The organism is Rahnella sp. RcJ3 (assembly GCF_009498575.1).
GTDB lineage: Bacteria > Pseudomonadota > Gammaproteobacteria > Enterobacterales > Enterobacteriaceae > Rahnella > Rahnella aceris.
In genome coordinates this window covers 103,428-127,611 of record NZ_QSNX01000005.1, presented here as the reverse complement: position 1 = coordinate 127,611, position 24,184 = coordinate 103,428, and the positions used below count along the sequence as shown (strand labels likewise).

Here is a 24,184-nt window from a genome sequence, read left to right as displayed (position 1 = left end):
GTGAATGGTTCGAGACCCGAGGCTCGAAACCTGAAACTCGGGAATCGCGCAGCGATGACATTTTACGCCACTCACTGTTGCTAATGAACATGTCCGTCGTGCCCGCGATAGCGCGCAGTTTAAGACGTGGGAGATCCAAGAGGGGCCCGTCATGGCCCCTTTTGGTCGGTTTCGGCGATCAAAGCAGAGTGATAGCCGTTATTAATAAACCGAAATTGTCTCGATCAAGCCCTCGCTGCAAGCGAGAAACCGCCCTAATGCCCGGTCTGGCATTATTTAAAGTCCGCATACGGCACTAACGGTTCCGGCGGCATATCCAGATCCCCTTGCCAGCCGCTCATCGAATATCTCGCGTAGAGCAGAAAGTGGCTTGGCGTGTAATCCTTCGCCTGCTGAATATCAATCCCCCCGCCGACGGTCCAGTGAGAACTGACGCGCCGTTCGAGCAGTGCCTGCAATGTATAGCCAAAACCGGATCCACTGCTGCCGGTTTCGATGGCATTTTTATCCGGTAATGAATCCGGGATCAGATTCTGGATCGGATAGCGTTTCTGATCGCTGGTTGAGGAGCGCGACCAGGAGACCGAACCGCCAAGCTGCCATGACCAGTTCTCCGTGCGCTGGCGATAACTGACCGGTACGGAGAGTGAGAAGTATTGCTGCGGGCTGTAGTAACCGCCCTGTCCCAGCGTGTAACCGCTGAGATCTTTCTGGTAATGCCAGAGCATGGAGCTGAGCCCCACCGTGGCGCGGCGGTTATCTTCGTTAATGACTTTGTAGTAATAGCCCCCCATCAGGCGTTCGCGGGTGTTGTCTTCGACATTTTCACCGGTCAGCTGATGCGCGCTGAGATCAGCCCACACGCCGTTAGCCTGCCCCTGATCGTAACTTAATCCCAGGCTGGCACCGGTCGCACGAACGCCGCCCCAGGTGGTGCCGGTCCCCGGATCTTTTGCGCCCGCGAAAGAAAGTAACGAACTGGAAACCGGACGGCGTGACACCGTGGTCGTCCAGCCGATATCGCCCCAGTCACCGCTGTAAGCCAGCCCGCCGACCCAGTCTACAACCGGGAAACCCAGTGGCGTGGTGCCTAAATCGCCTTTCCATTTGTCATTTTCCCATCCTGCGCCAAGGCTGACGCCATTGGCGTTCTGGCTGCGGTAACGGCGGCAGTTTTGATCGCTACAGGTCCCAAAACTGGCTTCGTAATTACCGTCTTCGTTATCAAAGGTTCCGGCATCCATCCGCACCCAGTCGGCCCGCAGGAATCCGCGCCCCTGATAAACCGGCATATCCGCCTGCAACATGGTGGTGTTGGCCGTGAGATCAGATTTCCCCGGCGTGCCGCTTGATGTCCACGAATCGGTGTCCAGCGTGAAATTCACATCCTGCTGCCGGTACAGATCATGCGCGTCTGAACGGATACCGCGTTTCAGCCAGTCATCCGTGGCATTGTTGCGGGTCAGGCGCGTATAGCTGTCGTTATCTTCTGGCACTTGACCGGTGATGCCGCTGGCGACCATCGCCTGTGCGTAATCCTGACGCGCCGTTTGTGGCTGTCCGAGTTGCTGCTCAAGGTTGGCTGCGTTGCGATAAATCAGCGCCTTGTCTTGTCCGTCCGGCTGCGAACGCGCAGCCGTTTTCAAGGGTTGTAACAGCGCCGCCGCTTTGGTGGTTTCACCGACATCACGCCAGGCCATGGCGACCTGTCGTTGCTGATTCAGGCTGAGTTCATGCAGATCAGCCTGCTGCAACTGCTGTTTCGCCTGCGAGGTATTACCGGCAGCAAGGGAAGTATCAATGGCGGTCAGGGTTTTACCGAGCTGAATGCGCTGCGCCATTTCGCGCATGTTGTCGTCCCATTTCGCCTGCGGCAAGGTATTAAGATGGCGCAGTGCGGCGTCGTCACGATCGGAACCGGACAGATACAACGCATAAGCGTAAACCTGTTGCGGATCCACCGGACGCTTCGCCGCAAGCTGTGCAAAAGCCGCATCCGCCTGCGCCGTTTCACCCGCCTCACGCAGGGCACTGGCATAATGGTAGGTCGTCCAGACATCGTCCGGATTGAGTTTCAGTACCTCGCCATAGCGGTTCGCAGCCTGATTCCAGTTGTGTTCGGCGGCATATTTTTGCGCCTGCGCAGTGACAACGTCACTTTGCAGGCCACGCTGTTTATCGCTGAGTTTCGCCTGCGATGCACCAGGCAATGAATTAATGTAATCCAGCGCTTTTTGCGGTGACTGACGCTGATAGATATTCGCCAGCCCGCGCTGGGCGCTACTGTTATCGCGCTCCAGCTTCAGTGCGCGGCGGTAAGCCTGCTCCGCCTGCGTGTCATTTTTACGCTCAACCGCCACATCCCCAAGCCCGATCTGCGCCCACGGGTCGCGGGAGTCCAGACGTTGCGCCTGGTTGTAAGCCGCTTCGGCCTGATCAAGCAGCCCGGTTTTCAATGCCTTATCGCCCTGTTCGATTTTCAGCCAGTAGCTGTTGGACCGGATCAGGCTGTTCCATTTACCCGCGTTATAGCCATCTGTTTCGGCGGCTTTCGCCCGCTGAAACAAAGTCAGCGCCTGCTGGCGGTTACCGGCGCGGGAATAAGCCAGCCCCATCGCACCGAGGACTTCAGCATCGTCAGGTTGCGCCTGCAATGCCTGCTTCAGCGGTGCAATCGCGCCGGTGGAGCCACCATTATTAATCTGCGCCAGACCACGGAGTCGCGCCTGATAACGCGGATCGGCCAGTAACGCCTGCTGGCGCTGAAGCTCCTGCTGCGCGGCAATCACCTGCGGACCGGTGTCGAACGTGGCGATAAACTGTTGCAAGGCATCGACGCTCGGGTTGCCCACAGGCTGGTCTTTAATCTTCTGCAGCCATAAATCAGCGGCCGGAGAACGCCCTTCATTGGTGGCGGCGATTTGCTTAATCAGCCCGACAGCTTTGGCGTTATCCCCTTCGTCAAACGCCATCTGCGCCAGTTGCAGACGTAACTGCACATCACCCGGATACTGATTATTCAGCGCCTGAAGCTGTGCCTGCGCACGGGCTTTTTGCCCCGGCAGCCGCGCAATAAGTTGCCAGTATTCTACTGCCAGATCCAGCGTTGGCGGCTGGCCACCAAACAACTCATCATATTGCGCTTTGGCTTCATCGAGCCGCCCTGCCGTTGCCAGTAACCGCGTCTGCTGGAGTTTTTGCTGCATTTCCGGGGAGGCGATTTTCAGGCTCAGCTGCGCCTGCCGGTATTCATCCGAACCAGGCGAAACCTGTTTAATTTTTTCCAGTTGCTGCTGTGCCTTGGCCTGATCGCCTTCGCGGAGAAGCAAACGTAAACGGGCGGACATGACTTTCGGGTTTTGCGGATCCATTAATTCCAGGCGAAACAGGGACTGACGCACCAGATCGTCCTGATGACTGGCTTCACCGACCCGCACCTGTTCCAGTAACCATTGTTCCGGTGAAACAACGGGGGCTGCAACCGCAGGCGCAGCCAGCAAGGCCAGCCCGATCGTCAGGGCCAGTCTGCCGCGCAAAAACAGGTTTGTGCGCTGTGTGTTCACGGACTTATTCCTGGTCATCATCAGACAGACGACGACGGGCCAGAGAACGCAAACCGGTCCACAACAGGATTGCTGCCAGAATCACCACGATCACCGCCATAACCGCCAGCAATACCGGATGGTTCGCCAGGGCGTTCCATACCCGCTCCCACCACGGCAAATGGCCAGCATAATAGGTATCACCGACTTTCAGACTGCTGACGCCGGAATCACGCACCACCGCCACCGAGCCAAAGACCTGCGCCCTCTGTTTGCTATCCTGCATCGACTTGTTCAGCATTTCGAAGCCCTGCTGACCGTTTGCCATCAGCGCGACCACGCTGCGCTGATCAAAGTACGGCGACTGTAACCCGACAACCGCCGCAATCGGGCCTTGCGCACTGATTTGCGCGCTGGCATCCACCCGCGCATCGCTGGCCGGTGCCGTGTTATCCGGTAACGACGTCTGGCGGACTGGCGTATTCACCGCATCGCGCGCTGCCTCGATCAGTAAGCTGGCCTTTTTCTCATCGCGCATGCTGTCGTCACGCAAATCCGCAGGCAGATTGCCGATCACCAGCAGATCGGCGTCGGTGGATTTTGCTTTTGCCGCATCTTCGGTCAGCCCCACGCCAAGCGCCGGATAACCGGTGAGTGCGCCAATATTGCCCATCGTATCAAGCAGCGTAGTTAACTGAACCGGTTGCGGTTGCGGCTGAACCACAAGCAGCGTCTGGGATAAATCCGCCAGGCGGCTGAACGGGAAACCGGCGTTGGCGAAGGCGCGCAAGTCAGGCATCGCCATGAAATGGCGGTAACCGGAGAAGTCGATAGTGGAGCTGTCATCTATCACCACATGATTTGGCACGGTGTTATAGGTTTCACAGCGCCCTTCGGTGCCGCTCGCCAGCAGCGAGGTGTAGTCAAAATCGAAGCGCATCTGGTTAACCGCACCCAGTTTCAGCGCGGGAATATTCAGGTCTTTGCTGCCATCCAGCAGCCCCTGTAACAGGGACAGATGCAGTAATTGTGAATCTTCATCGTGTCCGGTTTTCAGGGTCAGATCCTGCACAAACTGGTTATTCAGGCTGATGCTCAGGCGAGAAGTGTTTTTCAGCTGTGGCGAGGTATAACGGTACTTCAGCCGCATATCGATACCGGAGCTGTTAATCAGGAACAGATCCGGCGGCAGATTAATGTTGAGCGTGATCGGATTCGGCTGGATGCCGTCAGACTGTAACTGTTCCGCATACTGTTTCAGTTCGCCAAAGTTCATCGGGCGATCGGTACGCACCCAGTTTGGCGCGTCATACGGCTGGCGTGGCAGGATCCTGTCCACTTTATCGACGCCGATCGTTTCGCCACGAAACAGGATATTCCCCTGCGCAATGCCTTTTACTGCCGTCAGTAAGTCCTGATCATCACGACCGAGGATCAGCAGCATTTTGATGTACGGATTATCCGGGCGGCTGATCATCTGCACCACCGGCCCTTTCACCGGCGGCAATTCGTTGAGGAAATCAGGGCGTTTGCCATTGGTTGCAAACACCACCGCGTGGCTGTCCGGCAACTGGTTATACAACGTCGGGAAGGATTGCCCGCGCCACTGGGCTTTGGTGCCGAACCAGGAGGCCAGAATCGCCGCTGCCTGTTGCTGGCCGGCATCCGGAGACGTGGCAAAGACCATCGGCAGGCTCAGCGGACGACTGTCGCGCGCATCAAAGAACGGTACCGGGAAATGTGCCAGATCGTTGCTCAGCGGCAGTTTCTGATATTGCAGGCTAAGCGAACTGCCCTTGCCGATTTCCAGCCACAGGGTGGTGTTCGCCGGGTTTTCACAGACGTTCTGGTAGTGACCAATAAACTCCAGACGGATGCGGTTGAAGTCGGTGACATAACGCGGGTCAATGGTCATCTGCAGGTGATTTTTCTTGCCGAGCTGGTCTTTATCAATCACTTCAACGCCCATCAGCTGGTCGTTGAGATACACCTTAAGATGCGACTGAACCGGGATCAGCGATGGCGACGGCGTGAACTCGAGATTCAGTGTGGCCTGTGTCACCACTTCGTCACTGCGCACACCGAACTCAATCTGTCCGTTCGGCTGAATACCGCGCAAGGTGATGGCACCCGGCCGCGGTGCCACATCGGCAAACGGTAATGTCACGCTGCGCACCGGCGCACCCGGAATAATCATCGGGTTTACCGCAGGCGCCACCATCGGCAGGGTCACTTCAGGCGCAGGCATGGCGTTGCCCGGTAAAACCGGTGCAGGCGCCTGTTCACTGAAGGCCGGAGCCACAGAACCCAACGCCAATGTCATCAAGGCAGATGCCATAAAAGTGGTTAACGGAAGTCTTTTCATTGTTTTGTCATCATCAGGTTGTATTCATCAGGCTGAACGGCAAGCGGCGGATTACGCGGAGCGAAAGACAGCAGCCAGCGGCCAAACGTTCGGGTTCCGGACGCCAGCGGACGGTAGCGTTGCGGGGCGATGTCCAGCATCCGCAGATAGCCACGGATCCCCAACCCCAGCACCTCACGCAGGCTTTCCATCGGTTTGTCTTCAGGGAAGTTGTCTTCGCGTAATACCCAACTGTCGGCCCGGGCAAACGTACATTGGATGAAATCGATATGTTGTTGGGTGGTTAATGGCAGTAACTGCATGCCGATGTTTTCACCAAACACGCGGCTGATCTGCATCGGGAAGGTATATTCCTGTTGTCCACGGTGAAGCAGTAACGTGACGTTGTCACCGGCATGAAACTGGCTTGCGCTCGGGGTTTCCAGTCCGACACCGTTGTCGGAGTAGTCCTGAATGGTGCAGACATAAATGTGTCCGTCGGGTTTTAACAGTGACGCGGGCATTCTGGCTTCTACACGATGTGCCTGACGCACCTGTTTGGATTCGAACGCCACGGCAATCGCCCCGCCCAGAATAATCATGTTGTAAATCACCCACGCCATACTCACCAGCACCGTCAGGATTTCATCCGGGCGGCCATAAACAATGCGGTAAGCACCGAAGAATAAACCGGCCAGATTGAGCAACATCAGGATCTGATACGGGCGGCTGATTTTCCAGTCAACGTAAGCGTGCTTATTCAGGCCGCCTTTGGCCGTGACGTTGAAAGCCCCGGCATGCGGATTAAACAACGCCACGGTGGTTGGCCTGGCGATATACCAGGCCAGCACGGTTTCGTAGATTTCATTCCAGAACGAATGGCGGTATTTGCCCTGTACGCGGGAATTGGTCAGGCTGGCATGGATCATGTGCGGCAAGACATACAGTGCGATGGCAACGGCCGGTGCATAAATGATGTAAGCATGCAGCAGCAGAAACGCCAGGGGCGCTGTGAGGAAGATCAGGCGCGGAATACCGGCCAGAAAATGCAACATGGCGTTGGCGTAACACAACCGTTGCGCCAGCTTCAGCCCTTTACCAAACATCGGGTTGTCGAGGCGGAATATCTGTACCATGCCGCGCGCCCAGCGGATCCGCTGGCTGATGTGAGCAGAGAGGCTTTCTGTCGCCAGCCCCGCCGCCTGAGGAATACGAATATACGCCGACGTGTAACCGTGGCGGTGCATCCGCAGAGACGTGTGCGCATCTTCAGTGACCGTTTCTACGGCGATACCGCCGATTTCATCAAGCACATCGCGGCGCAATACGGCGCAGGATCCACAGAAGAAACTGGCATCCCACAGGTCGTTGCCGTCCTGCACCAGTCCGTAAAACAGTTCGCCTTCGTTTGGCGTGCGGCGCATACGGCCCAGATTACGTTCGAACGGATCGGGCGAGAAAAAATGATGCGGCGTTTGCAACATGCTGAGTTTTTTATCTTTAAAGAACCAGCCGACCGTCAGTTGCAGGAAAGAACGGGTCGGCACGTGGTCGCAGTCAAAAATCGCCACAAGCTGGCTTTTCGCCTGTTTCAGTGCGTTATTGATGTTGCCCGCTTTGGCATTTTCACGCGTTTCACGGGCGATGTATTTCACACCAATTTCATGGGCAAAATCGGCGAATTCCTGCCGGTTGCCGTCATCAAGCAGATAAATGGTCAGTTTGTCCCGGGGCCAGTCGAGACCCAGCGCGGCGTACAGCGTCGGTTTCACGACGCTGAGATCTTCGTTATACGTCGGGATCAGCAAATCCACCGTCGGCCACGTCGAGACATCCGCAGGCATCGGCACCGGTTTACGGTTGAGCGGCCAGAGGGTCTGGATATAGCCCAGCACCAGCACCGTCCAGGAATAGGTTTCCGCACCTAACAGAAGCAGGCCGCAAATCAGACTCAGCGGATCTTCCCAGTTCAGCGTTGAGGTGTAGCGCCACCATAAATAACGGCAGGAAATGGTCAGCGACAACACGATCATCATCAGCGCCGGGAAGCGGCCCGGAATACGGCGAATAATCATCGCAATGCTCCACAGCAGCACCACGAAGACGAACTGTGCGATGTAACTAAAAGGCTGAGAAATACAGAACATCGCCAGGGTGAGCGCCACCAGTGCGGTCATCCAGACCAGAATACGTTTACCGAGACGGCTCATTTTGCCGATACGGCGCGTGACCTTAATTTCCAGCGGACTGTGTGTGACCTGTTCAGGTAATAATTCGAGCCACAAATGGACTTTTTTGCGCAACTGCTGTGGCCAGCGGGTGTGAATCACACGTCCGCGCCGGCTTTCAGCAGGCAGGATGATCAGCAACCACAGGCTTTGCACGATATAGCGCAGCGGATCGGCCAGACGCGGGCGCGACGGCGAAATCTGCGGATACCAGCGGGTGCGTTGTGCTTTAACACGCTGCCAGACTGGGGATTCAAAACGCAAAAACAGCCAGCTAAGCGCCACGCAGAAAATCATTACGCCAGCGGCGGTCCGTGAGGAGTGGCTGGCGCGATAGTACCGGTAGCGGTTTTGTAATTCGAAAACTACCGGCGGCACCAGAAACAGGTTGAGCACGCGGTTCATTTTTCCGGACTCCGCCCCATTGTCTGGCTATGCACATCCCCTGAATGGCGCAAATGCAGCAGGAACCAGTTCGCCAGCGTGTTAATTTCGCGACTGATTTTACTGTTACTATTCCATTCCCCTGCCGGTTGTTTCGCCGCCAGTGACTCCGCCATGGCTTCGTCGCGGTGTAAAATCACCGGAATCAAAACGGGTAAAGTTTCCTGCCATAACAGCAAAATATCCTGCTGTAACTGACTGGAAGGAATGAACTGATTGAGCAGATAGCGCCCGTTGGCTGGCAGCACATACTGATGTAAACGGGTGTGTGACTGGGTATCGGCGTGGAGAAGCACTACCGTACTGTCGGCAATTTTTTGCGCGGTCAGCGGATCGGCTGCCGGAGAGTCGATCAGGATCCAGTCATATACGCCGGTATTTTTAAGCTGAGTGATCGCCTTTTGCCAGTCAAAATCCGGCTGACTGGCGTCGCCGGTCGTGGCATGCCCGTAAGGCAGGAAATCAAGATGAGAGTGGTAACGCAGTGCGGAGTTTTGCCACGGCTCTCCTGTATTGTGCGCATAGCGCCATCCGCGAGCCTGAGCGAAAGGCATACCAAAGTGCAATCGCAGTAAGTTTTCCGGTGAAAAGTCGATGACCAGAACCTTTTCATTTAATTGCGCAAGACCCCAGGCCAGCGCAGCCGTGACTGAAGTGGTGCCCGTACCGCCACGAATTCCCTGTAAGGCAATGACAGCCATATTATTTTTTCTCCGCGCCGCGTTCACCGTATTGCGCCAGCTCAGCCAGTAGCGGCCAGCGGGACATTAGTTGCGGAATCTTTTCTTTACGGGCTATATCGACATAATTTAATTCTGACAAAGAAAAAAGGTGACTCAGTGCAAAGAAATCATCATCTTTCGTCGGTTCGGATTCCTCCGGGTCTACAATATTGGCTCCCACCGATTCTTTCTCCCTGCTTCAATCTAAATACTGATACCACGACAGCCAAAATGCGCTTACCTGTCTGGGCTTTTTAGTATCAAACATTATTGTGAAGTATTATGATTATTTAATGTAGCAATGATAGAATTTATTATACTCACATTTCTCAGTGTGTCCCAAGCAGACTTTTAATCAAAAACGATACAAGCAGATTAACTATATGGCACTCTCCTTTTCATTGGGCATGAAGCAATTCTGGAATGGATTAGCCCGGATGCAGGCTCAGGGGCTTTACTGGGTTAACACCGAAAGTCAGGAAGCCGCTTATCATCTTTGCGGACAAACGGTTGAGGCTCAGCAAGGTGAAGTTCCGGTCAACGTTTTTTCCCACAGCACAATTTAATTTGCACTGCACAAGAAAACAGGCTATCTGACGATGATATCCTTCTCACTTATTTAAAAAAATATCAGAAAAAAACGTTTTATTACCTGTTAGGGAATGGGAAGAAAGCATTTCTCTCTCTTGCAGCGGATATTAATCGTTTACCTGCTCACTCAGCCTCATTAATGATTCTATTACTTCCGGTCAGTACCTGGCAGGCAGTAAATGATAAACAATGGGTCCGCTGGCTGAGTGAAATGAGCGCATGTGTCAATAATAAAGGTGCAACAATCCTTATTATCTGCTATGGAGCCGGTATTAATGCGGTTAAAACTCAGCTTCATTTATACCATCGCAATATATGCGGTCTTGCGGATTTGAAAACAGATGTTGAACCGAACCAGTGGGGCGTTTCCTGGTGGCATGACAATTTGGGGGCAGAAGCCAATACACTTTATCCACTGACGCGCCGCCTGACCGGCTGGGAAATTCAAAAGAACGCCTCTGCCGCTGTTTCCGAACAAACCGGCGATGATCAGTGGATGCTGCTGGCCGAACGCTCAGTGCTTGAAGGCGCTCCTGCGCTTTCAGAACGCTGGTTCCTGTTCGATGATAATGAGGCGCTGAGCGAGCGCGCGGCACATGCGCGATCGGCGACGGTCATTTTCGCCCTCACCGGTAATGACGAAGTGGAAGTGCTGGCCCGTCAGGTTCATCGTTTACGCATGCAGCGTGGCAATGGTTTAAAAATTGTCGTGCGCGAAATGAATTCTTCTTTGCGCTATGTCGATCAGCGTCTGCTCCAGGCCTGTGGTGCGAATCTGGTTGTGCCACAAGCAGCGCGCCTCTCCAACTTTCTGACCTTGCTCGATGACCTGCAAAATCTCACTTATACCCGCCATGTGCCGGATGATATCGGGCTGCTGCTCGACAGCCGTCTGCCCACGCATCATAAGGGTTATCTGCCACTGCCGGTTTTCTGCGAAGTCATGCACGATATCTGGAATCACGCCGCGCTGGCGACGGAATCCCGGGGCATTTTAATTTCGCTGCGCCCTGCCGCCGGGATCAGCCCGCAGCAGGCGATGTCTTTGTGTTCTCTGCGCCGCGACGGCGATATTCTGACCGTTACCGGGCGTCATCTGTATCTGTTCCTGTCGAACTGTCAGGTCAGCGACGTCGAAAATGTACTGGCGTTTCTGTTTAATCTGCCGGTCAAAGAAGTGTTCACCAGCCAGACGTTCTGGAGTCAGGAGCTGGATATCCGCACGGAAGTTTTGCGTCTGGCCGCCAGGCCGCCGATGGCAAATCCGGTGTCTGAAGCGCAGCCTTTTGTGGCGCATAAAACTGAACCTTTAAAACGTGCCCAGGTTCATCAGCCCGTTCCCATCACGCTGGCCGTGAGCGATACGCCAGTTATTCAGGCGCGGGAGTAAAAGAGATGGATATTCAGGATATTATCGAAATCTTTATTCTGGCGGCGGTGATTTTTATCCCGCTGGGATATGCCCTGCGTAGCCGTTTGCCGCGCTGGAAAAACCGCTTTGCGACGCGATTTCTGTCGCCGCGTTATTTAACCCCCATGACCATCAGCAGCATCAATAAGAACCGCAAACGCTCCGCTACTTTGCCTGAAACTTCTGCGGCTACAGGAAAATCCAAAACTTCACTATGAACGAATCGCAATCTTCTTCGCCGCGTTTGCGGATCTGGCAATCCTGGCGCGGCCTCGGTGCCTGGAACTATTATTTTTTACTCAAATTTGTTCTGCTTTCACAGGGTTATCTGAATTTTGATGCCCTGAGCAATGTCGTCTTTGCCGCCGTGTTGCTATTCCCGTTACGTTCGCTGCGCCTGCACCGCTGGAGACAGTGGATTGCCCTGCCTTTCGGGCTGGCGTTGCTGTATCACGATACCTGGCTGCCCGGCTGGCGTTCAATTGTCAATCAGGGGGCGGACGTAGCAGGCTTCAGTTTCAGTTATCTGCTCGAACTGGCCGATCGCTTTATCAACTGGCAGTGGATTGCCATCGGTTTCGCTTTGCTGGTCGGTTATCTGTTTATATCCCAGTGGATCCGGCTGACCACGTTTACCGTCATTGCGCTGCTGTGGCTTAACCTCAGCGGGCTGATCACACCGTTTTTCGCACATTCGCCGCCACCGGCTATCGCCCAAAATGCCGTAACGACACCAGTGACCGTTGCGCCATCAGCCACTGATAACACCGTGAACGGCCCGCCAACCAATGCCAACCTGAACGCTTATTTAGAGCAGTTCTACCAAAACGAACGGCGTAAGGCGACGAAGTTCCCCGACGCACTTCCTGCCGATGCACAGCCGTTTGACCTGCTGGTGATCAACATCTGTTCGCTGGCCTGGTCAGATCTGGACGCCGTGAATCTTTCGAATTCACCGCTGTGGTCGCGTTTTGATTTTGTGTTCAGCAATTTCAATTCAGCCACAGCCTACAGCGGCCCGGCATCCATCCGCCTGCTGCGCGCCAGTTGCGGTCAGACATCGCATCATGATTTGTATCAGCCTGCCGGTCAGCAGTGTTATCTGTTTGACGATCTCGCGCGTCTGGGCTTCACGCCTCAGCTGGCAATGGACCATACGGGTGTGTTCGGTAATTACATCGGTAACCTGCGTGATGATGCTGACATGAAAGTTCCGCTGATGTCCCAGGCAGGTCTGGGTTATGAGCTAACGTCCTTTGATGGCTCACCGATTTTCAACGACGGACAACTGTTCTCCCGCTGGCTGGAGAATCAGGAGAAAGCCGGTACCGCACGCACCGCAACCTTCTTTAACCTGATTCCGCTGCATGACGGCAACCGTTACGTGGGCAGCAATAAGGGCGCGGATTATCATAACCGTGCGCAAACCCTGCTGAATCAGCTGAATATCTTTATGGATCAGCTGGATAAATCCGGCCGCAAAGTGATGCTGGTGGTGGTGCCTGAACACGGCGCCGCGCTGGTGGGCGACAAGATGCAAATCTCGGGTCTGCGTGATATCCCGAGTCCGGGCATTACCCACATTCCTGTCGGGGTGAAATTCTTTGGGATGCAGGCACCGCACGCGCCATCACCAATGAAAATTGACGGCCAGAGCAGTTATCAGGCGATTTCAGAAATGGTCGCCCGCGCAGTCGATGGCAAAGTGTTTACCAGCCCGACGATGGACTGGAAAACCTTCGGTTCGAACCTGCCACAAACGCCGCTGGTATCTGAAAATGAGAACTCAGTGGTGATGGAATATCAGGGGAAAATCTATATTCGCCTGAATGGCGGGGGATGGGTGCCGTATCCGAGCTGAATGAAACCGGTAAGCAAGGTTTTGGTTTGCTCCTCCCCCTGCGAAGGGGGAGGACGGGAGGGGGTTTTAAGGGCTAGAACCGGGTAAGAGTAAACCTCAGGTTTAGATTTTGACCTTAATACCCCACCCCAACCCTCCCCTTCGCAGGGGAGGGAGTTGTCCGTCTTTCTGCATTTATTCCGCAAATAACTGGTCATACACATGCTGTAAATGCCGGCTCATTCTTGCCTTCGCCCCTGCGCCATCCTGCGCCAGAATCGCGTCTAAAATCCCCTGATGATCGGCATTCATTTCACGGGCAAAATCCACTTCGGTGTAATGACTCTCCAGACGCATAAACCGACGTGAACGACGTTTATCCCACAAATATCCCATCATATCGTGCAGCACTTCGTTGCCGGTCATTTCACTGATCATCATATGGAAACGGCGGTCAGCTTCGAGAAAAGCGTCGTTATTGGCATTCAGTTCGTTTAATTCCCGGGCGATGGCTCTCAGTTTTTCACGCTGCTCTTCGGTGCCGTTAATCGCCGCCAGTTCTGCTGTCATCGATTCATAAACCTGGCGCGCTTTCACCAGCGATTGCAGGCTGAATTCCTCTTCGGTACTTACCGTTTGCACCGCAGGTGTGGCCTGCGGCAACGGGTCGCTGACGTACACGCCGTTGCCGGTACGGATTTCCACCCAGCCAGTGATCTCCAGCGCAATCAATGCCTCACGGATAGATGAACGACTGACGCCAAGTTGTTTAGACAAATCCCGTTCAGACGGGATCATCGCGCCCGGGGCAAACTGTCCGGTATTAATGCAGTTAATCAATACATTAGAAATCTGGCGATACAGCCGTTCAACTTTAAGGGTGGGTAATGCCATTATTTTCTCCGTGTTCATGCTGAATCCCAGATCTGTTATCCCGGTCACATTAATGTTCGGTTTGATGCTGAATCATATGTCGGTCTGATGGCCTGACCAGCAGACCACCTGACCAGACCGCGCATTAAGATTGAACTTATCACCGGCCCTGCGTCAACTACATTCAGACAGTCAGTTAACAATTTTAAGGAAAACACATGGAACAGACATGGCGTTGGTACGGCCCGAACGATCCGGTTTCACTTGATGATGTGCGTCAGGCTGGCGCAACCGGCGTGGTTACCGCCCTGCACCATATTCCTAACGGTGAAGTCTGGCCGGTAGAAGAGATAAAGAAACGTAAGGCGATAATTGAAGCCAAAGGTCTGGTGTGGTCCGTAGTGGAAAGCATTCCGGTGCATGAGGAAATCAAAACCCGCAGCGGAGATGTTGAAAAGCACATTGCTAACTATCAGCAATCTATCCGTAATCTGGCGGAATGCGGCATCTATACGGTCTGCTATAACTTCATGCCGGTTCTCGACTGGACACGCACGGACCTCGGCTATCTGCTGCCGGACGGTTCACGCGCCCTGCGCTTTGACCATATCGCATTTGCGGCCTTTGAATTGCATCTGCTGAAACGCGAAGGCGCGACGTCTTATTACAGCGCGGATGAGCAAAAACAGGCAGCCGAATACTTTGCGGCGATGACACAGGCGGAGAAAGATCAGCTGGTGTCTAACATCATTGCCGGTTTACCGGGTGCGGAAGAAGGCTACACGCTGGATCAGTTCCGTGCGCGTCTGGCGACTTACGACGGTATCGACAAAGCCAAACTGCGCGAAAACATGGCGCATTTCCTGCGCAGCATTGTGCCGGTTGCCGAGCAATGCGGTTTAAGTCTGGCAGTTCACCCGGACGATCCACCGCGCCCTATTCTCGGCCTGCCGCGTATTATCTCCACCATTGAAGATATGCAGTGGTTGAAAGAAACCGTCGACAGTATCCACAACGGTTTCTGCTTCTGCACCGGTTCTTACGGCGTGCGTGAAGATAATGACCTGGTGAAGATGATGACCACTTACGCCGACCGCGTGCACTTCATCCATCTGCGCGCCACCCAGCGCGAAGACGTGCCGGGAAGCTTCCATGAAGCCGATCATTTAGATGGTGATGTGGATATGGTGGCGGTTATCAAAGCGATTCTGACGGAAGAACAAACACGTCGCCGCGCTGGCAATCTGCGCGCTATCCCGATGCGTCCGGATCACGGCCATCAGATGCTGGATGATTTGCATAAGAAAACCAATCCGGGGTATTCGGCAATTGGACGTCTGCGGGGACTGGCAGAACTGCGGGGTGTGGAGCGGGCTTTGAAACAGAGTTTTTTTAATCAATAATTTTGCACCTCCCCCTGCGAAGGGGGAGGACGGGAGGGGGTTTTAAAGGCTAACACCTATACCAAAGCAAACTTCAACTTATTTATTTGACCTTAATACCCCACCCCAACCCTCCCCTTCGCAGGGGAGGGAGCAGTTCAGTGCTTTGACTTTCCCCTGCTATGGGAGAAGAGCAAGGCAAAAACTCAAAAATGATACGCCACGGCATTTTCATGCTCAGGCCACGGATGTGATTTATACGGCTTGGCCGGATAGTTAATCTCCACACTCCGGCGGCGGAAATCACTCGGGCTGACCCCCACCCGTTTACGGAAGACCCGCGAGAAATACAACTGATCGTCATATCCCACCACGCGGCCAATCGTCGCGATGGATTCCTGCGTCGTCTGTAATAAAAGTTTGGCGCGGATCACCCGCTGATCTTCGCGCCAGCGCAGGATGTTGATCCCGACCTGTTCACGGAATAAATGCGCCAGCCGCGATGGTGAGAGGCAAACATGGCGGGCGACTTCATCGATACGCAGCTCACCCGCCAGATTGCCGGTAATAAACTGGCAGGCTTCGATGACACGTGGGTCCATGATTTTCTGCGGACTCTGCGGATCTTCTTCCATGGCACGCAGCAACAGACGTTCCAGCAGATTCATCCCCAGCTCTTCGCAAAAACGTCGCCCCGATTTTTGCGTTTGTTCGATGTTGGCAAACAGACGGTCAAATTCCAGCAACAAGGTATTATTCGGTAAAGAAAGACGCCCGACATCGCGGGTTTTGGTGTGCCATTCCAGCCAGTCTGCCCAGTAGGCGCGCGGGCGGAAATACACCCAGCGATGATACCAGGAGTCGGCGTTGGCAGAACGACTGTAAAGATGGCGGGCTTTCGGTGGGAATAACAGCAGATCACCGGGATTGCAGTAGAACGTGTCTTCGCCGTCGAAGACTTTACCCTGCCCCTTCACCGTCAAATTAAGAATGTAGCCTTTCATTCCACCCGGACGGTCGATGGCGAAATCCAGTGGCCCGTCAGCAAGGATAGGTGTCATACCGGCGACCAGATAGGCATTGAAACTGTAACCCGGTAACAGCGGATTTTGCTGCTGATCCTGAATCATACGGTGATACATCGAACCTCCTGAAACTTCACTGGACTATGGACTTTTCATCTATTCTAATCGGCAGTGAAAACGCTGCCAGTAAAGGTTGCTAAATTGTGAACAACCACGCGTTTTTTCGGCATTTAACCCGTAATAGCGTTAAATGCCGCGTGATGATTGCGTGAAAGCGTTATCACAAAACCAGATTAAACGGTCTTTTTCGCTTTCTGTTTGTAGCGGTCGAAGATAACTGCCGCCAGCAGGATCAAGCCACGAACCACATATTGCGAGAACGGAGAAATGTTCAGCAGGTTCATGGCATTTTCCACGGTACCCAGAATGAGGATCCCGGAAACCACATAGGAAATTTTACCGATACCGCCTTTCAGGGAAACGCCACCCAGTACGCAGGCAGAGATAACGATCAGCTCGAAGCCCAGTGAGGTCATCGGCTGGCCGCTGGTCATACGTGACGCCAGAATGATCCCCGCCGCCGCTGATACCAGCCCGGACAGCACGAAGATGATGATTTTCGTTCGCACCACCGGCACACCGGCCAGACGCGCCGCATCTTCATTACCGCCAATCGCCAGCGTGTTACGCCCGAAGGTAGTTTTGTTCAGCAACAGACCAAAGATGATCAGACAGCCGACCGTCAGCCAGATGGGTGCAGGCAGCCCCAGCCAGTTGGCATAACCGAGGGTGAAGAAACGTTCGTCTTCGATGCCCACCGCTTTACCGTCAGAAATGATGTACGCAAGACCGCGCACAATCTGCATAGTGGCAAGCGTGGTGATCAGCGCATTGATTTTCAGACGGGCGATAACAAAACCGTTGAGCAAACCGGTCAGCATCCCGAGCAGTAAACCGGCAGCAACGCCGATCCACAGGCTTTCGGTCATGTTGATCACCACGGCGGTGGTAACGCCCGCACAGGCAATCACCGATGCAACAGACAGATCGAAGTCACCGGAAGCCAGACAGAACAGCATCCCGCAGGCCACCATGCCGGACATCGAAATCGCCAGCCCCAACCCTTTCATGTTGATGAAAGAACTGAAGTTTGGCACGAAAATGGTACAGGCGATAAACAGCACGGCGAACACCACTAACATGCCGTAACTGTCCCAGATACGCATCAGACCCTGGCCGCCGCGTGAGGCTGCTGAAGGTTGATCCGGTTTGGCTGAATTGGTTGTCATACTCGACATAATATTTTTGCTCCTCAGTCAGGCAGCGTCATGGGCAGAATCAAGAACTGGCGTGCGCAACATAGCGAGACCCAGCGCTTTTTCTTCGGTGGCGTCGTCATGCAACAGTTCGCCGGAGATTGCGCCTTCGCGCATCACCACCACCCTGTCGGCCAGACCCAGCACTTCCGGTAAATCACTGGACGCAAACAGCACCGCAATGCCTTGTTTTGCCAGTGAATAAATCACATTATAAATTTCATGCTTGGCGCCAACGTCGATACCCCGCGTTGGTTCATCCAGCAAAATGACTTTCATTTCTTCCGACAACCAGCGGCCCAGAATGGCTTTTTGCTGATTGCCCCCTGAAAGGTTCATGATCAGTTGCTGGTCGCTGGGGGTTTTGATATTCAGCGCATCGATATGTTTACGCGCATTTTTCGCTTCCCAGGCGTTGTTGATCAGGCACCCTGCCTTCACCGTTTTGCGACGGGCGCTGATGTTGATGTTGTCGCGCACCGAGTGCACAGGAATAATGCCGTCAGCTTTGCGGTCTTCCGGACACAACATGATGCCCTGGCGGATCGCATCTGCCGGTTTACGAATATTCAGCGCTACACCGTCCAGCCGGACGGTACCGCCGGTAATACGCGTACCACCAAATAATCCTTTCATCAGCTCACTGCGCCCTGCACCCACCAGCCCGAACAGGCCGACGATTTCGCCCTGACGTACCGTCAGGCTGACCGGCGTTCTCACGCCCGGTGCTTTCACCTCATCCAGTTCAAGGCGAATTTCGCCGTGCGGACGCGGCGCGTAACCGTAAATGTCATCGAGATTACGGCCAACCATCGCCTGCACCAGCTTGCTGTTATCCACCTGCGTCATGTCGTCAAAGGTGCGAACGTAACGTCCGTCTTTGAAAACGGTGACGGCGTCACTTAATGCAAAGATCTCTTCCATACGATGTGAGACATATAAAATCACACGCCCTTCCGCCCGTAACTCACGGATAACACGGAACAATTGTTCAATTTCGCGTGCAGAAAGCGAACTGGTAGGTTCATCGAATGCAATAATTTTGGCATTGCGCGCCAGCGCCTTGGCAATTTCCACCATCTGCCACTGGCCGATGGAGAGATATTTCAGCGGTGTATCGGGGTCGATATCCAGCCCGAGATGTTCAAGCTGAAGTTTGGCTTCGTAACGCAGCAATTTACGGTTTACAAAACCGTGTTTGCTCGGCAACTGCCCGAGATAAATGTTCTCTGCTACCGTCATTTCCGGCACCAGATGGAGTTCCTGATAAATGATCGCCACACCGGCATCGAGCGCATCCGTGGTATGGCTGAACGCGACCGGCTGGCCTTTGATATGAATATTGCCCTGGGAAGGCTGATAGTTCCCGCTGAGGATCTTCAGCAGGGTGGATTTCCCCGCTCCGTTTTCGCCCATCAGCGCATGAATTTGTCCGGCGTAACAATTGAATGAAATACCGTCCAGCGCTTTCACGCCCGGAAAAGTTTTGCCAATGTCATGGAATTCCAGATACGGCCTGGCCGCATCAAACTCCGTCAGTGACGGTGTCAGCAAAGGCGTCTTATTATCGAAAGATTGCTGAGTCATAGTGGCTACCTGGAAGTTGAGTAAGTATGGATGCACGCCACTGCAAAGCAGAAAACAGTTCAAACTATTTAAAACTGTCGTCCGTTCTGCAGCAGCGTCTCTCCCCTTCATACTTCAAGTCGCAGATGCGTTGGCTACGCTTACTCACCCGAATCACTTACTTATGTAAGCTCATCGGGACTCGCTCACTTGCCGCCTTCCTGCAACTCGAATTATTTAGGGGTATTGCTTGTTTCAACCACATCTGAAGATCACATAAGACCTTTTTTCTTCAGCTCTTCTTTGAAGTTGTCGCGGGTAATCAGGACAACATCCGTCACTTCGGTAAATTTCGGTGGTTCAACGCCTTTGGTAACCCATTCATTCAGCATCTGGATACTTTTGTAACCGTGGATATCCGGGCTAGGTAACAGGGAACCGTAGAAGCCAGTCTGGGCGCTTTTTGACAACTCATTCACTGCATCCACACCGTTGATGCCGATGCCGATCACGTTAGCCGCTTTAAAGCCCTGACCTTCGGTTGCACGCACGCCACCCAATACGGTGTTGTCGTTCATGCCGATGATCAGCCAGTTTTTCACTTCAGGATGTTGCACCAGCAGGGAGTTACCGGCATCCAGTGCGCCCGGGATGTCGTTAGATTTAGTCGGGACTTTGTAGATTTGTTTTTCCGGGAAACCGGCAGCTTTCAGTGCCTCCATTGAACCGGAGGTGCGGCGGCGCGCCGTATCGAGTTCATCGGCAGTAATGGCCATCACGCCGGTATCAGCGACTTTCCAGCCACGTTTTTGCATTTCTTTGTACAGTTCCTGCCCCTGACGTTCGCCGATTTTGGTCGCGGCCATCATGACTAATGGCACTTCTTCCATTGGCTTGCCTTTGGCATTCACAAACTGGTCATCCACCTGGATCACTTTCATGTCATAGCTGCGCGCTTTCGCCATGATGGCAGGGCCGAGACGCGGATCCGGCGTACAGATGACAAAGCCTTTCGCCCCGTTGGCCGCCAGGCTGTCGATTGCATTCAACGTTTTTTCACCATCCGGCACGGCGATTTTAATGACGTCGAAGTGGAGATCCTTACCGGCTTTATCTGCGAACCGCCATTCAGTCTGGAACCACGGCTCTTCCGGCTGTTTAACCAGGAAGCCCAGCTTCGGATTCTCGGCTGCCATAGCTGAATGTGACATAAGGGCAGCTAACCCGACCGCCGCTAATGCCTTAGTGAATTTATGCATGATGTTCTCCGACTTTTATTGTTGTTTTTCACAATCACAGTCTTAAATCTGGTGGTTTGCCGCAATCGTGAAAACGTTATCAGTAGCGTAAAGAAACAAAGTGAAAGTGCGGCGAAGTCCAGTTTATAGAGGATTTGCGTCACACTCTCTTGTAAGACGGGTTAAGTTTTAGCGGTAATTTTGCAGCGGAATGTAGAGCGCTATCACACGGCGGGAAAACAGCAGGTTTGTGCATAGATATAGCGATTTTAGCCAAACGCTAACATTTGACCAACCTCACAGAAACATCATTGGGAGCAGATTTGTGCATACTTCCAGCTAACGCCTCCTCACTCACTTTTTTGCATCCTCCTACTGTTAGAGCAATTCGATTCGCCGCCGTAATGACTACGGCAAACCTGAAGGAGTGAGAAAGAATGACGCAAGGTGCGATTGCTCTTGGTCTTGATTTTGGCAGCGATTCCGTCCGTGCCCTGGCTGTGGATTGTCAGACCGGTGCCGAGATGGAAACCGATGTGGTTTATTATCCGCGCTGGAATGAAGGTCGCTATTGTGATGCGGCAATAAATCAGTTCCGCCATCACCCGCTCGACTATATAGAGGCAATGGAACAGGCGATTAAAAACGTAGTGCAACGGCTGGGCAGCGAGCGTGCTGCGCGCGTGGTGGGTATCGGCGTCGATTCCACCGGCTCAACCCCCGCTCCTGTCGATGAGGAAGGCAACATTCTGGCGCTGAAAGCGGAATTTGCCGAAAACCCGAATGCCATGTTTGTGCTCTGGAAAGATCATACGGCAATAGAAGAAGCGGAAGAGATCAACCGTCTGTGTCGCAGCGGCGATTTCCCCGACTATTCCCGCTATATCGGCGGCGTTTATTCCTCAGAATGGTTCTGGGCGAAAATCCTGCACGTTTCCCGTGCTGATGCTGCGGTTAAACAAGCAGCCGCGTCATGGGTTGAATTGTGCGACTGGGTGCCCGCCCTGCTTTCCGGCACCACCGCACCGGACAAAGTGGTGCGCGGACGTTGCAGCGCCGGACACAAAATGCTCTGGCATCCGTCATGGGGCGGCCTGCCACCAAAAGCGTTCTTTGCCGCCCTCGATCCGCTGCTGGTTGAACATCTGCCCTATCCGCTGTTTACCGACACCGTCACCGCCGAACAGGCTGTTGGCACACTGACACCTGAATGGGCAGAACGTCTTGGCTTACCCGCCAGTGTGGTGCTTTCGGGCGGCGCATTCGACTGCCATATGGGGGCAGTCGGCGCGGGCGCACAGCCTTATACGCTGGTCAAAGTGATCGGCACCTCTACCTGCGACATCCTGATCGCCGATAAAGAACGCGTAAACGACCGTGCTATCGCCGGGATCTGCGGACAGGTGGAAGGCAGCGTCGTGCCGGACATGATCGGGATGGAAGCCGGACAATCCGCTTTCGGCGACATGTACGCCTGGTTCAGCCGTCTGCTGAGCTGGCCGCTGATTCAGGCCGCCAAAGCCCATCCGGAAATGGCACCGCAACTGACCAGCCTGCAAAAAAATCTGCTGACCGATCTCACTGTGGCCTGGGCCGCTCATCCGAAACTGGATCATCTGCCGCTGGTGCTCGACTGGTTTAACGGCCGCCGTACACCGTTTGCCAACCAGCGCCTGAAAGGTGTCATTACCGATATCAATCTGGGCACAGAAGCACCTGAACTGTTCGGCGGCTTTATCGCAGCGACCGCTTTTGGCGCGCGCGCCATCATGGAATGTTTCGAACAGCAGGATATTCCGGTGGAAAACGTGCTGACGCTCGGGGGCATCGCGCGTAAATCGCCGGTCATCATGCAGGTTTGCGCCGATGTGATGAACCGTCCGTTGCAAATTGTCGCTTCCGATCAGTGCTGCGCACTGGGTGCCGCGATTTTCGCCGCCGTCGCTGCCGGGGAGTTCAAAGATGTTCCTGCCGCACAGGAAAAAATGGCCTGCAGCATCGAACGTACGCTGACACCGGATCCGCAGCGCGTCGCGCAATATCAGCGCCTGTACGAACGTTATCAGCAATGGTGTGCCACGACTGAACCGCTGTTTGCAGCGAAACCGGCGCATTAACCCGTATTTCATCTATCCGATATTCAGGAGTAATAAATGGACGCGTTTAAACATCTCGAAGTGTGGTTCGCCATTGGCAGTCAGCATCTGTACGGTCCGCAGGCATTACGTCAGGTAAAAGAGAACGCCGAGAAGGTGGTCAGTAGCCTGAACAGCGAAGCCGGTTTGCCGATAAAACTGGTGCTCAAACCGCTGGTGACCACGCCGGACGAAATCACCGCATTGTGCCGTGAAGCCAACTATGACAACGCCTGCGTGGGCATCATCACCTGGCTGCATACCTTCTCGCCGGCCAAAATGTGGATTGCCGGGCTGAGCATCCTGCATAAGCCGCTGATGCAGTTCCATACGCAATTCAATGCTGAAATCCCATGGGAAACCATGGACATGGACTTCATGAACCTGAACCAGACCGCGCATGGTGGCCGTGAATTCGGCTTCATCGGTGCCCGTATGCGTCAGCAACACACCGTGGTAGCCGGTCACTGGCAGGACGGTGAATCTCACCGCCGTATCGCCCAGTGGATGCGCGTTGCTGCCGCCAAAAACGAAAGCCAGCACCTGAAAGTGGCACGTTTTGGCGATAACATGCGTGAAGTTGCTGTCACCGAAGGCGATAAAGTCGCCGCCCAAATCCAGTTCGGCTACAGCATCAGTGCCTACGGAATTGGTGATTTGGTCAGCGTAATCAACGAAGTCAGCAAAGGCGACATCGATACGCTGGTGGAAGAATATGAAGCCACCTATCGCCTGACGGATGCGGTAAAAATTAACGGCGAACGTCGTGAAAACTTGCTGGATGCTGCCAAAATTGAACTTGGTATGACCCGTTTCCTCGAACAAGGTAAATTCGGGGCATTCACGACCAACTTTGAAGATCTGCACGGCATGAAACAACTGCCCGGGCTGGCAGTCCAGCGTCTGATGCAGAAAGGCTACGGCTTTGGTGGCGAAGGTGACTGGAAAACGTCTGCCCTGCTGCGCATCATGAAAGTCATGGCCAGCGGTCTGAAAGGCGGCACTTCTTTCATGGAGGATTACACCTACCACTTCAAACCAGGCAGTGATCTGGTGGTGGGCTCGCACATGCTGGAAGTGTGTCCGTCGATTGCCAAAGAAGAGAAACCGCTGCTTGATGCGCAATATCTCGGCATAGGCGGTAAAGCGGATCCGGCGCGTCTGATTTTCTCCACACCGGCAGGTCCGGCGGTCAATGCCAGCGTCATCGACATGGGCGACCGCTTCCGTCTGCTGGTCAATCTGGTGGATACCATCGAACAGCCACACCCGCTGCCAAAACTGCCGGTTGCGCGCGCTATCTGGAAAGCCCAGCCATCACTGGCAACAGCGGCAGAAGCGTGGATCCTCGGCGGCGGCGCGCACCATACCGTGTTCTCTCAGGCACTGGATATTGACGCGCTGCGGTTATATGCGGAATTTTCCGGGATTGAATTGCTGGTGATCGATAACGACACGACGTTGCCGGACTTCAAGAATCAGATCCGGTGGAATGAAGTTTATTACAAACTTTGCAGTCGCTGATTT

17 protein-coding genes are annotated in these 24,184 nt (G+C 54.1%); 7 read left to right on the top strand and 10 right to left on the bottom strand.

The window, feature by feature from the left end; all coding sequences use genetic code 11:
- Positions 1 to 272 precede the first annotated feature (272 nt).
- Genes DXU84_RS08565 through bcsR form a run of 5 tightly spaced genes read right to left on the bottom strand, consistent with a single transcriptional unit; the run spans position 273 to position 9,461 of the window.
- Positions 273 to 3,563, bottom strand: a complete 3,291-nt coding sequence (locus DXU84_RS08565; protein ID WP_112197381.1) for a cellulose synthase subunit BcsC-related outer membrane protein — start codon at positions 3,561 to 3,563, stop codon at positions 273 to 275.
- Between the two features lie 4 nt (positions 3,564 to 3,567).
- Positions 3,568 to 5,907 carry a cellulose biosynthesis cyclic di-GMP-binding regulatory protein BcsB gene (gene bcsB, locus DXU84_RS08560; RefSeq protein WP_153375413.1) on the bottom strand — a complete coding sequence of 780 codons (2,340 nt, stop codon included), beginning with the start codon at positions 5,905 to 5,907 and terminating at the stop codon, positions 3,568 to 3,570.
- Positions 5,904 to 8,519 carry a UDP-forming cellulose synthase catalytic subunit gene (gene bcsA / locus DXU84_RS08555; protein ID WP_013575464.1) on the bottom strand — a complete coding sequence of 872 codons (2,616 nt, stop codon included), beginning with the start codon at positions 8,517 to 8,519 and terminating at the stop codon, positions 5,904 to 5,906. Before bcsA ends, bcsB begins: the two co-directional genes overlap by 4 nt.
- Positions 8,516 to 9,259: a cellulose biosynthesis protein BcsQ gene (gene bcsQ / locus DXU84_RS08550; RefSeq protein ID WP_013575463.1), complete on the bottom strand. Its 744-nt coding sequence runs from the start codon at positions 9,257 to 9,259 to the stop codon at positions 8,516 to 8,518. The genes bcsA and bcsQ overlap by 4 nt, the downstream gene beginning before the upstream one ends.
- A gap of 1 nt (position 9,260) precedes the next feature.
- A complete protein-coding gene (gene bcsR, locus DXU84_RS08545; protein ID WP_013575462.1) occupies positions 9,261 to 9,461 on the bottom strand; it encodes a cellulose biosynthesis protein BcsR in 201 nt (66 codons plus the stop codon).
- A gap of 202 nt (positions 9,462 to 9,663) precedes the next feature.
- On the opposite strand from bcsR, the gene DXU84_RS25320 reads away from it, so the two are divergent.
- From DXU84_RS25320 to bcsG, 4 genes are read left to right on the top strand one after another with little or no spacing between them, the layout of a single operon-like run.
- Positions 9,664 to 9,846, top strand: coding sequence for a BcsE family c-di-GMP-binding protein (locus tag DXU84_RS25320; protein WP_255425372.1), 183 nt, complete (start codon positions 9,664 to 9,666; stop codon positions 9,844 to 9,846).
- Positions 9,846 to 11,261 carry a cellulose biosynthesis protein BcsE gene (gene bcsE, locus DXU84_RS08540; protein ID WP_370461758.1) on the top strand — a complete coding sequence of 472 codons (1,416 nt, stop codon included), beginning with the start codon at positions 9,846 to 9,848 and terminating at the stop codon, positions 11,259 to 11,261. Before DXU84_RS25320 ends, bcsE begins: the two co-directional genes overlap by 1 nt.
- Before the next feature lie 5 nt (positions 11,262 to 11,266).
- Entirely contained in the window at positions 11,267 to 11,500 is a 234-nt protein-coding gene (bcsF, locus tag DXU84_RS08535; RefSeq protein ID WP_013575460.1) for a cellulose biosynthesis protein BcsF, read from the top strand.
- Positions 11,497 to 13,143, top strand: a complete 1,647-nt coding sequence (gene bcsG, locus DXU84_RS08530; RefSeq protein WP_013575459.1) for a cellulose biosynthesis protein BcsG — start codon at positions 11,497 to 11,499, stop codon at positions 13,141 to 13,143. The genes bcsF and bcsG overlap by 4 nt, the downstream gene beginning before the upstream one ends.
- Positions 13,144 to 13,317: 174 nt before the next feature.
- Here bcsG and DXU84_RS08525 read toward each other — a convergent pair whose 3' ends face one another.
- A complete protein-coding gene (locus DXU84_RS08525; protein ID WP_037033972.1) occupies positions 13,318 to 14,016 on the bottom strand; it encodes a FadR/GntR family transcriptional regulator in 699 nt (232 codons plus the stop codon).
- 197 nt (positions 14,017 to 14,213) lie between these two features.
- Between DXU84_RS08525 and uxuA the strand changes: the two genes are divergently transcribed.
- A complete protein-coding gene (uxuA, locus tag DXU84_RS08520; RefSeq protein ID WP_153375411.1) occupies positions 14,214 to 15,398 on the top strand; it encodes a mannonate dehydratase in 1,185 nt (394 codons plus the stop codon).
- A gap of 185 nt (positions 15,399 to 15,583) precedes the next feature.
- Here the strand turns inward: uxuA and araC are convergent, their stop codons facing one another.
- From araC to DXU84_RS08500, 4 genes are all read right to left on the bottom strand, one after another.
- The gene (gene araC / locus DXU84_RS08515; protein WP_013575456.1) at positions 15,584 to 16,519 is read right to left on the bottom strand and encodes an arabinose operon transcriptional regulator AraC; all 936 of its coding nucleotides are present in this window, start codon (positions 16,517 to 16,519) and stop codon (positions 15,584 to 15,586) included.
- A 176-nt stretch (positions 16,520 to 16,695) separates the two neighbouring features.
- Positions 16,696 to 17,700, bottom strand: coding sequence for an L-arabinose ABC transporter permease AraH (gene araH, locus DXU84_RS08510; protein ID WP_013575455.1), 1,005 nt, complete (start codon positions 17,698 to 17,700; stop codon positions 16,696 to 16,698).
- A gap of 18 nt (positions 17,701 to 17,718) precedes the next feature.
- Complete coding sequence (gene araG / locus DXU84_RS08505) at positions 17,719 to 19,305, bottom strand: L-arabinose ABC transporter ATP-binding protein AraG (protein ID WP_013575454.1); 1,587 nt, start codon at positions 19,303 to 19,305, stop codon at positions 17,719 to 17,721.
- A 251-nt stretch (positions 19,306 to 19,556) separates the two neighbouring features.
- Positions 19,557 to 20,543, bottom strand: a complete 987-nt coding sequence (locus DXU84_RS08500; RefSeq protein WP_013575452.1) for an arabinose ABC transporter substrate-binding protein — start codon at positions 20,541 to 20,543, stop codon at positions 19,557 to 19,559.
- Between the two features lie 416 nt (positions 20,544 to 20,959).
- On the opposite strand from DXU84_RS08500, the gene DXU84_RS08495 reads away from it, so the two are divergent.
- Complete coding sequence (locus DXU84_RS08495) at positions 20,960 to 22,639, top strand: ribulokinase (RefSeq protein ID WP_013575451.1); 1,680 nt, start codon at positions 20,960 to 20,962, stop codon at positions 22,637 to 22,639.
- A gap of 36 nt (positions 22,640 to 22,675) precedes the next feature.
- Positions 22,676 to 24,181, top strand: a complete 1,506-nt coding sequence (araA, locus tag DXU84_RS08490; protein ID WP_013575450.1) for an L-arabinose isomerase — start codon at positions 22,676 to 22,678, stop codon at positions 24,179 to 24,181.
- Positions 24,182 to 24,184 lie beyond the last annotated feature (3 nt).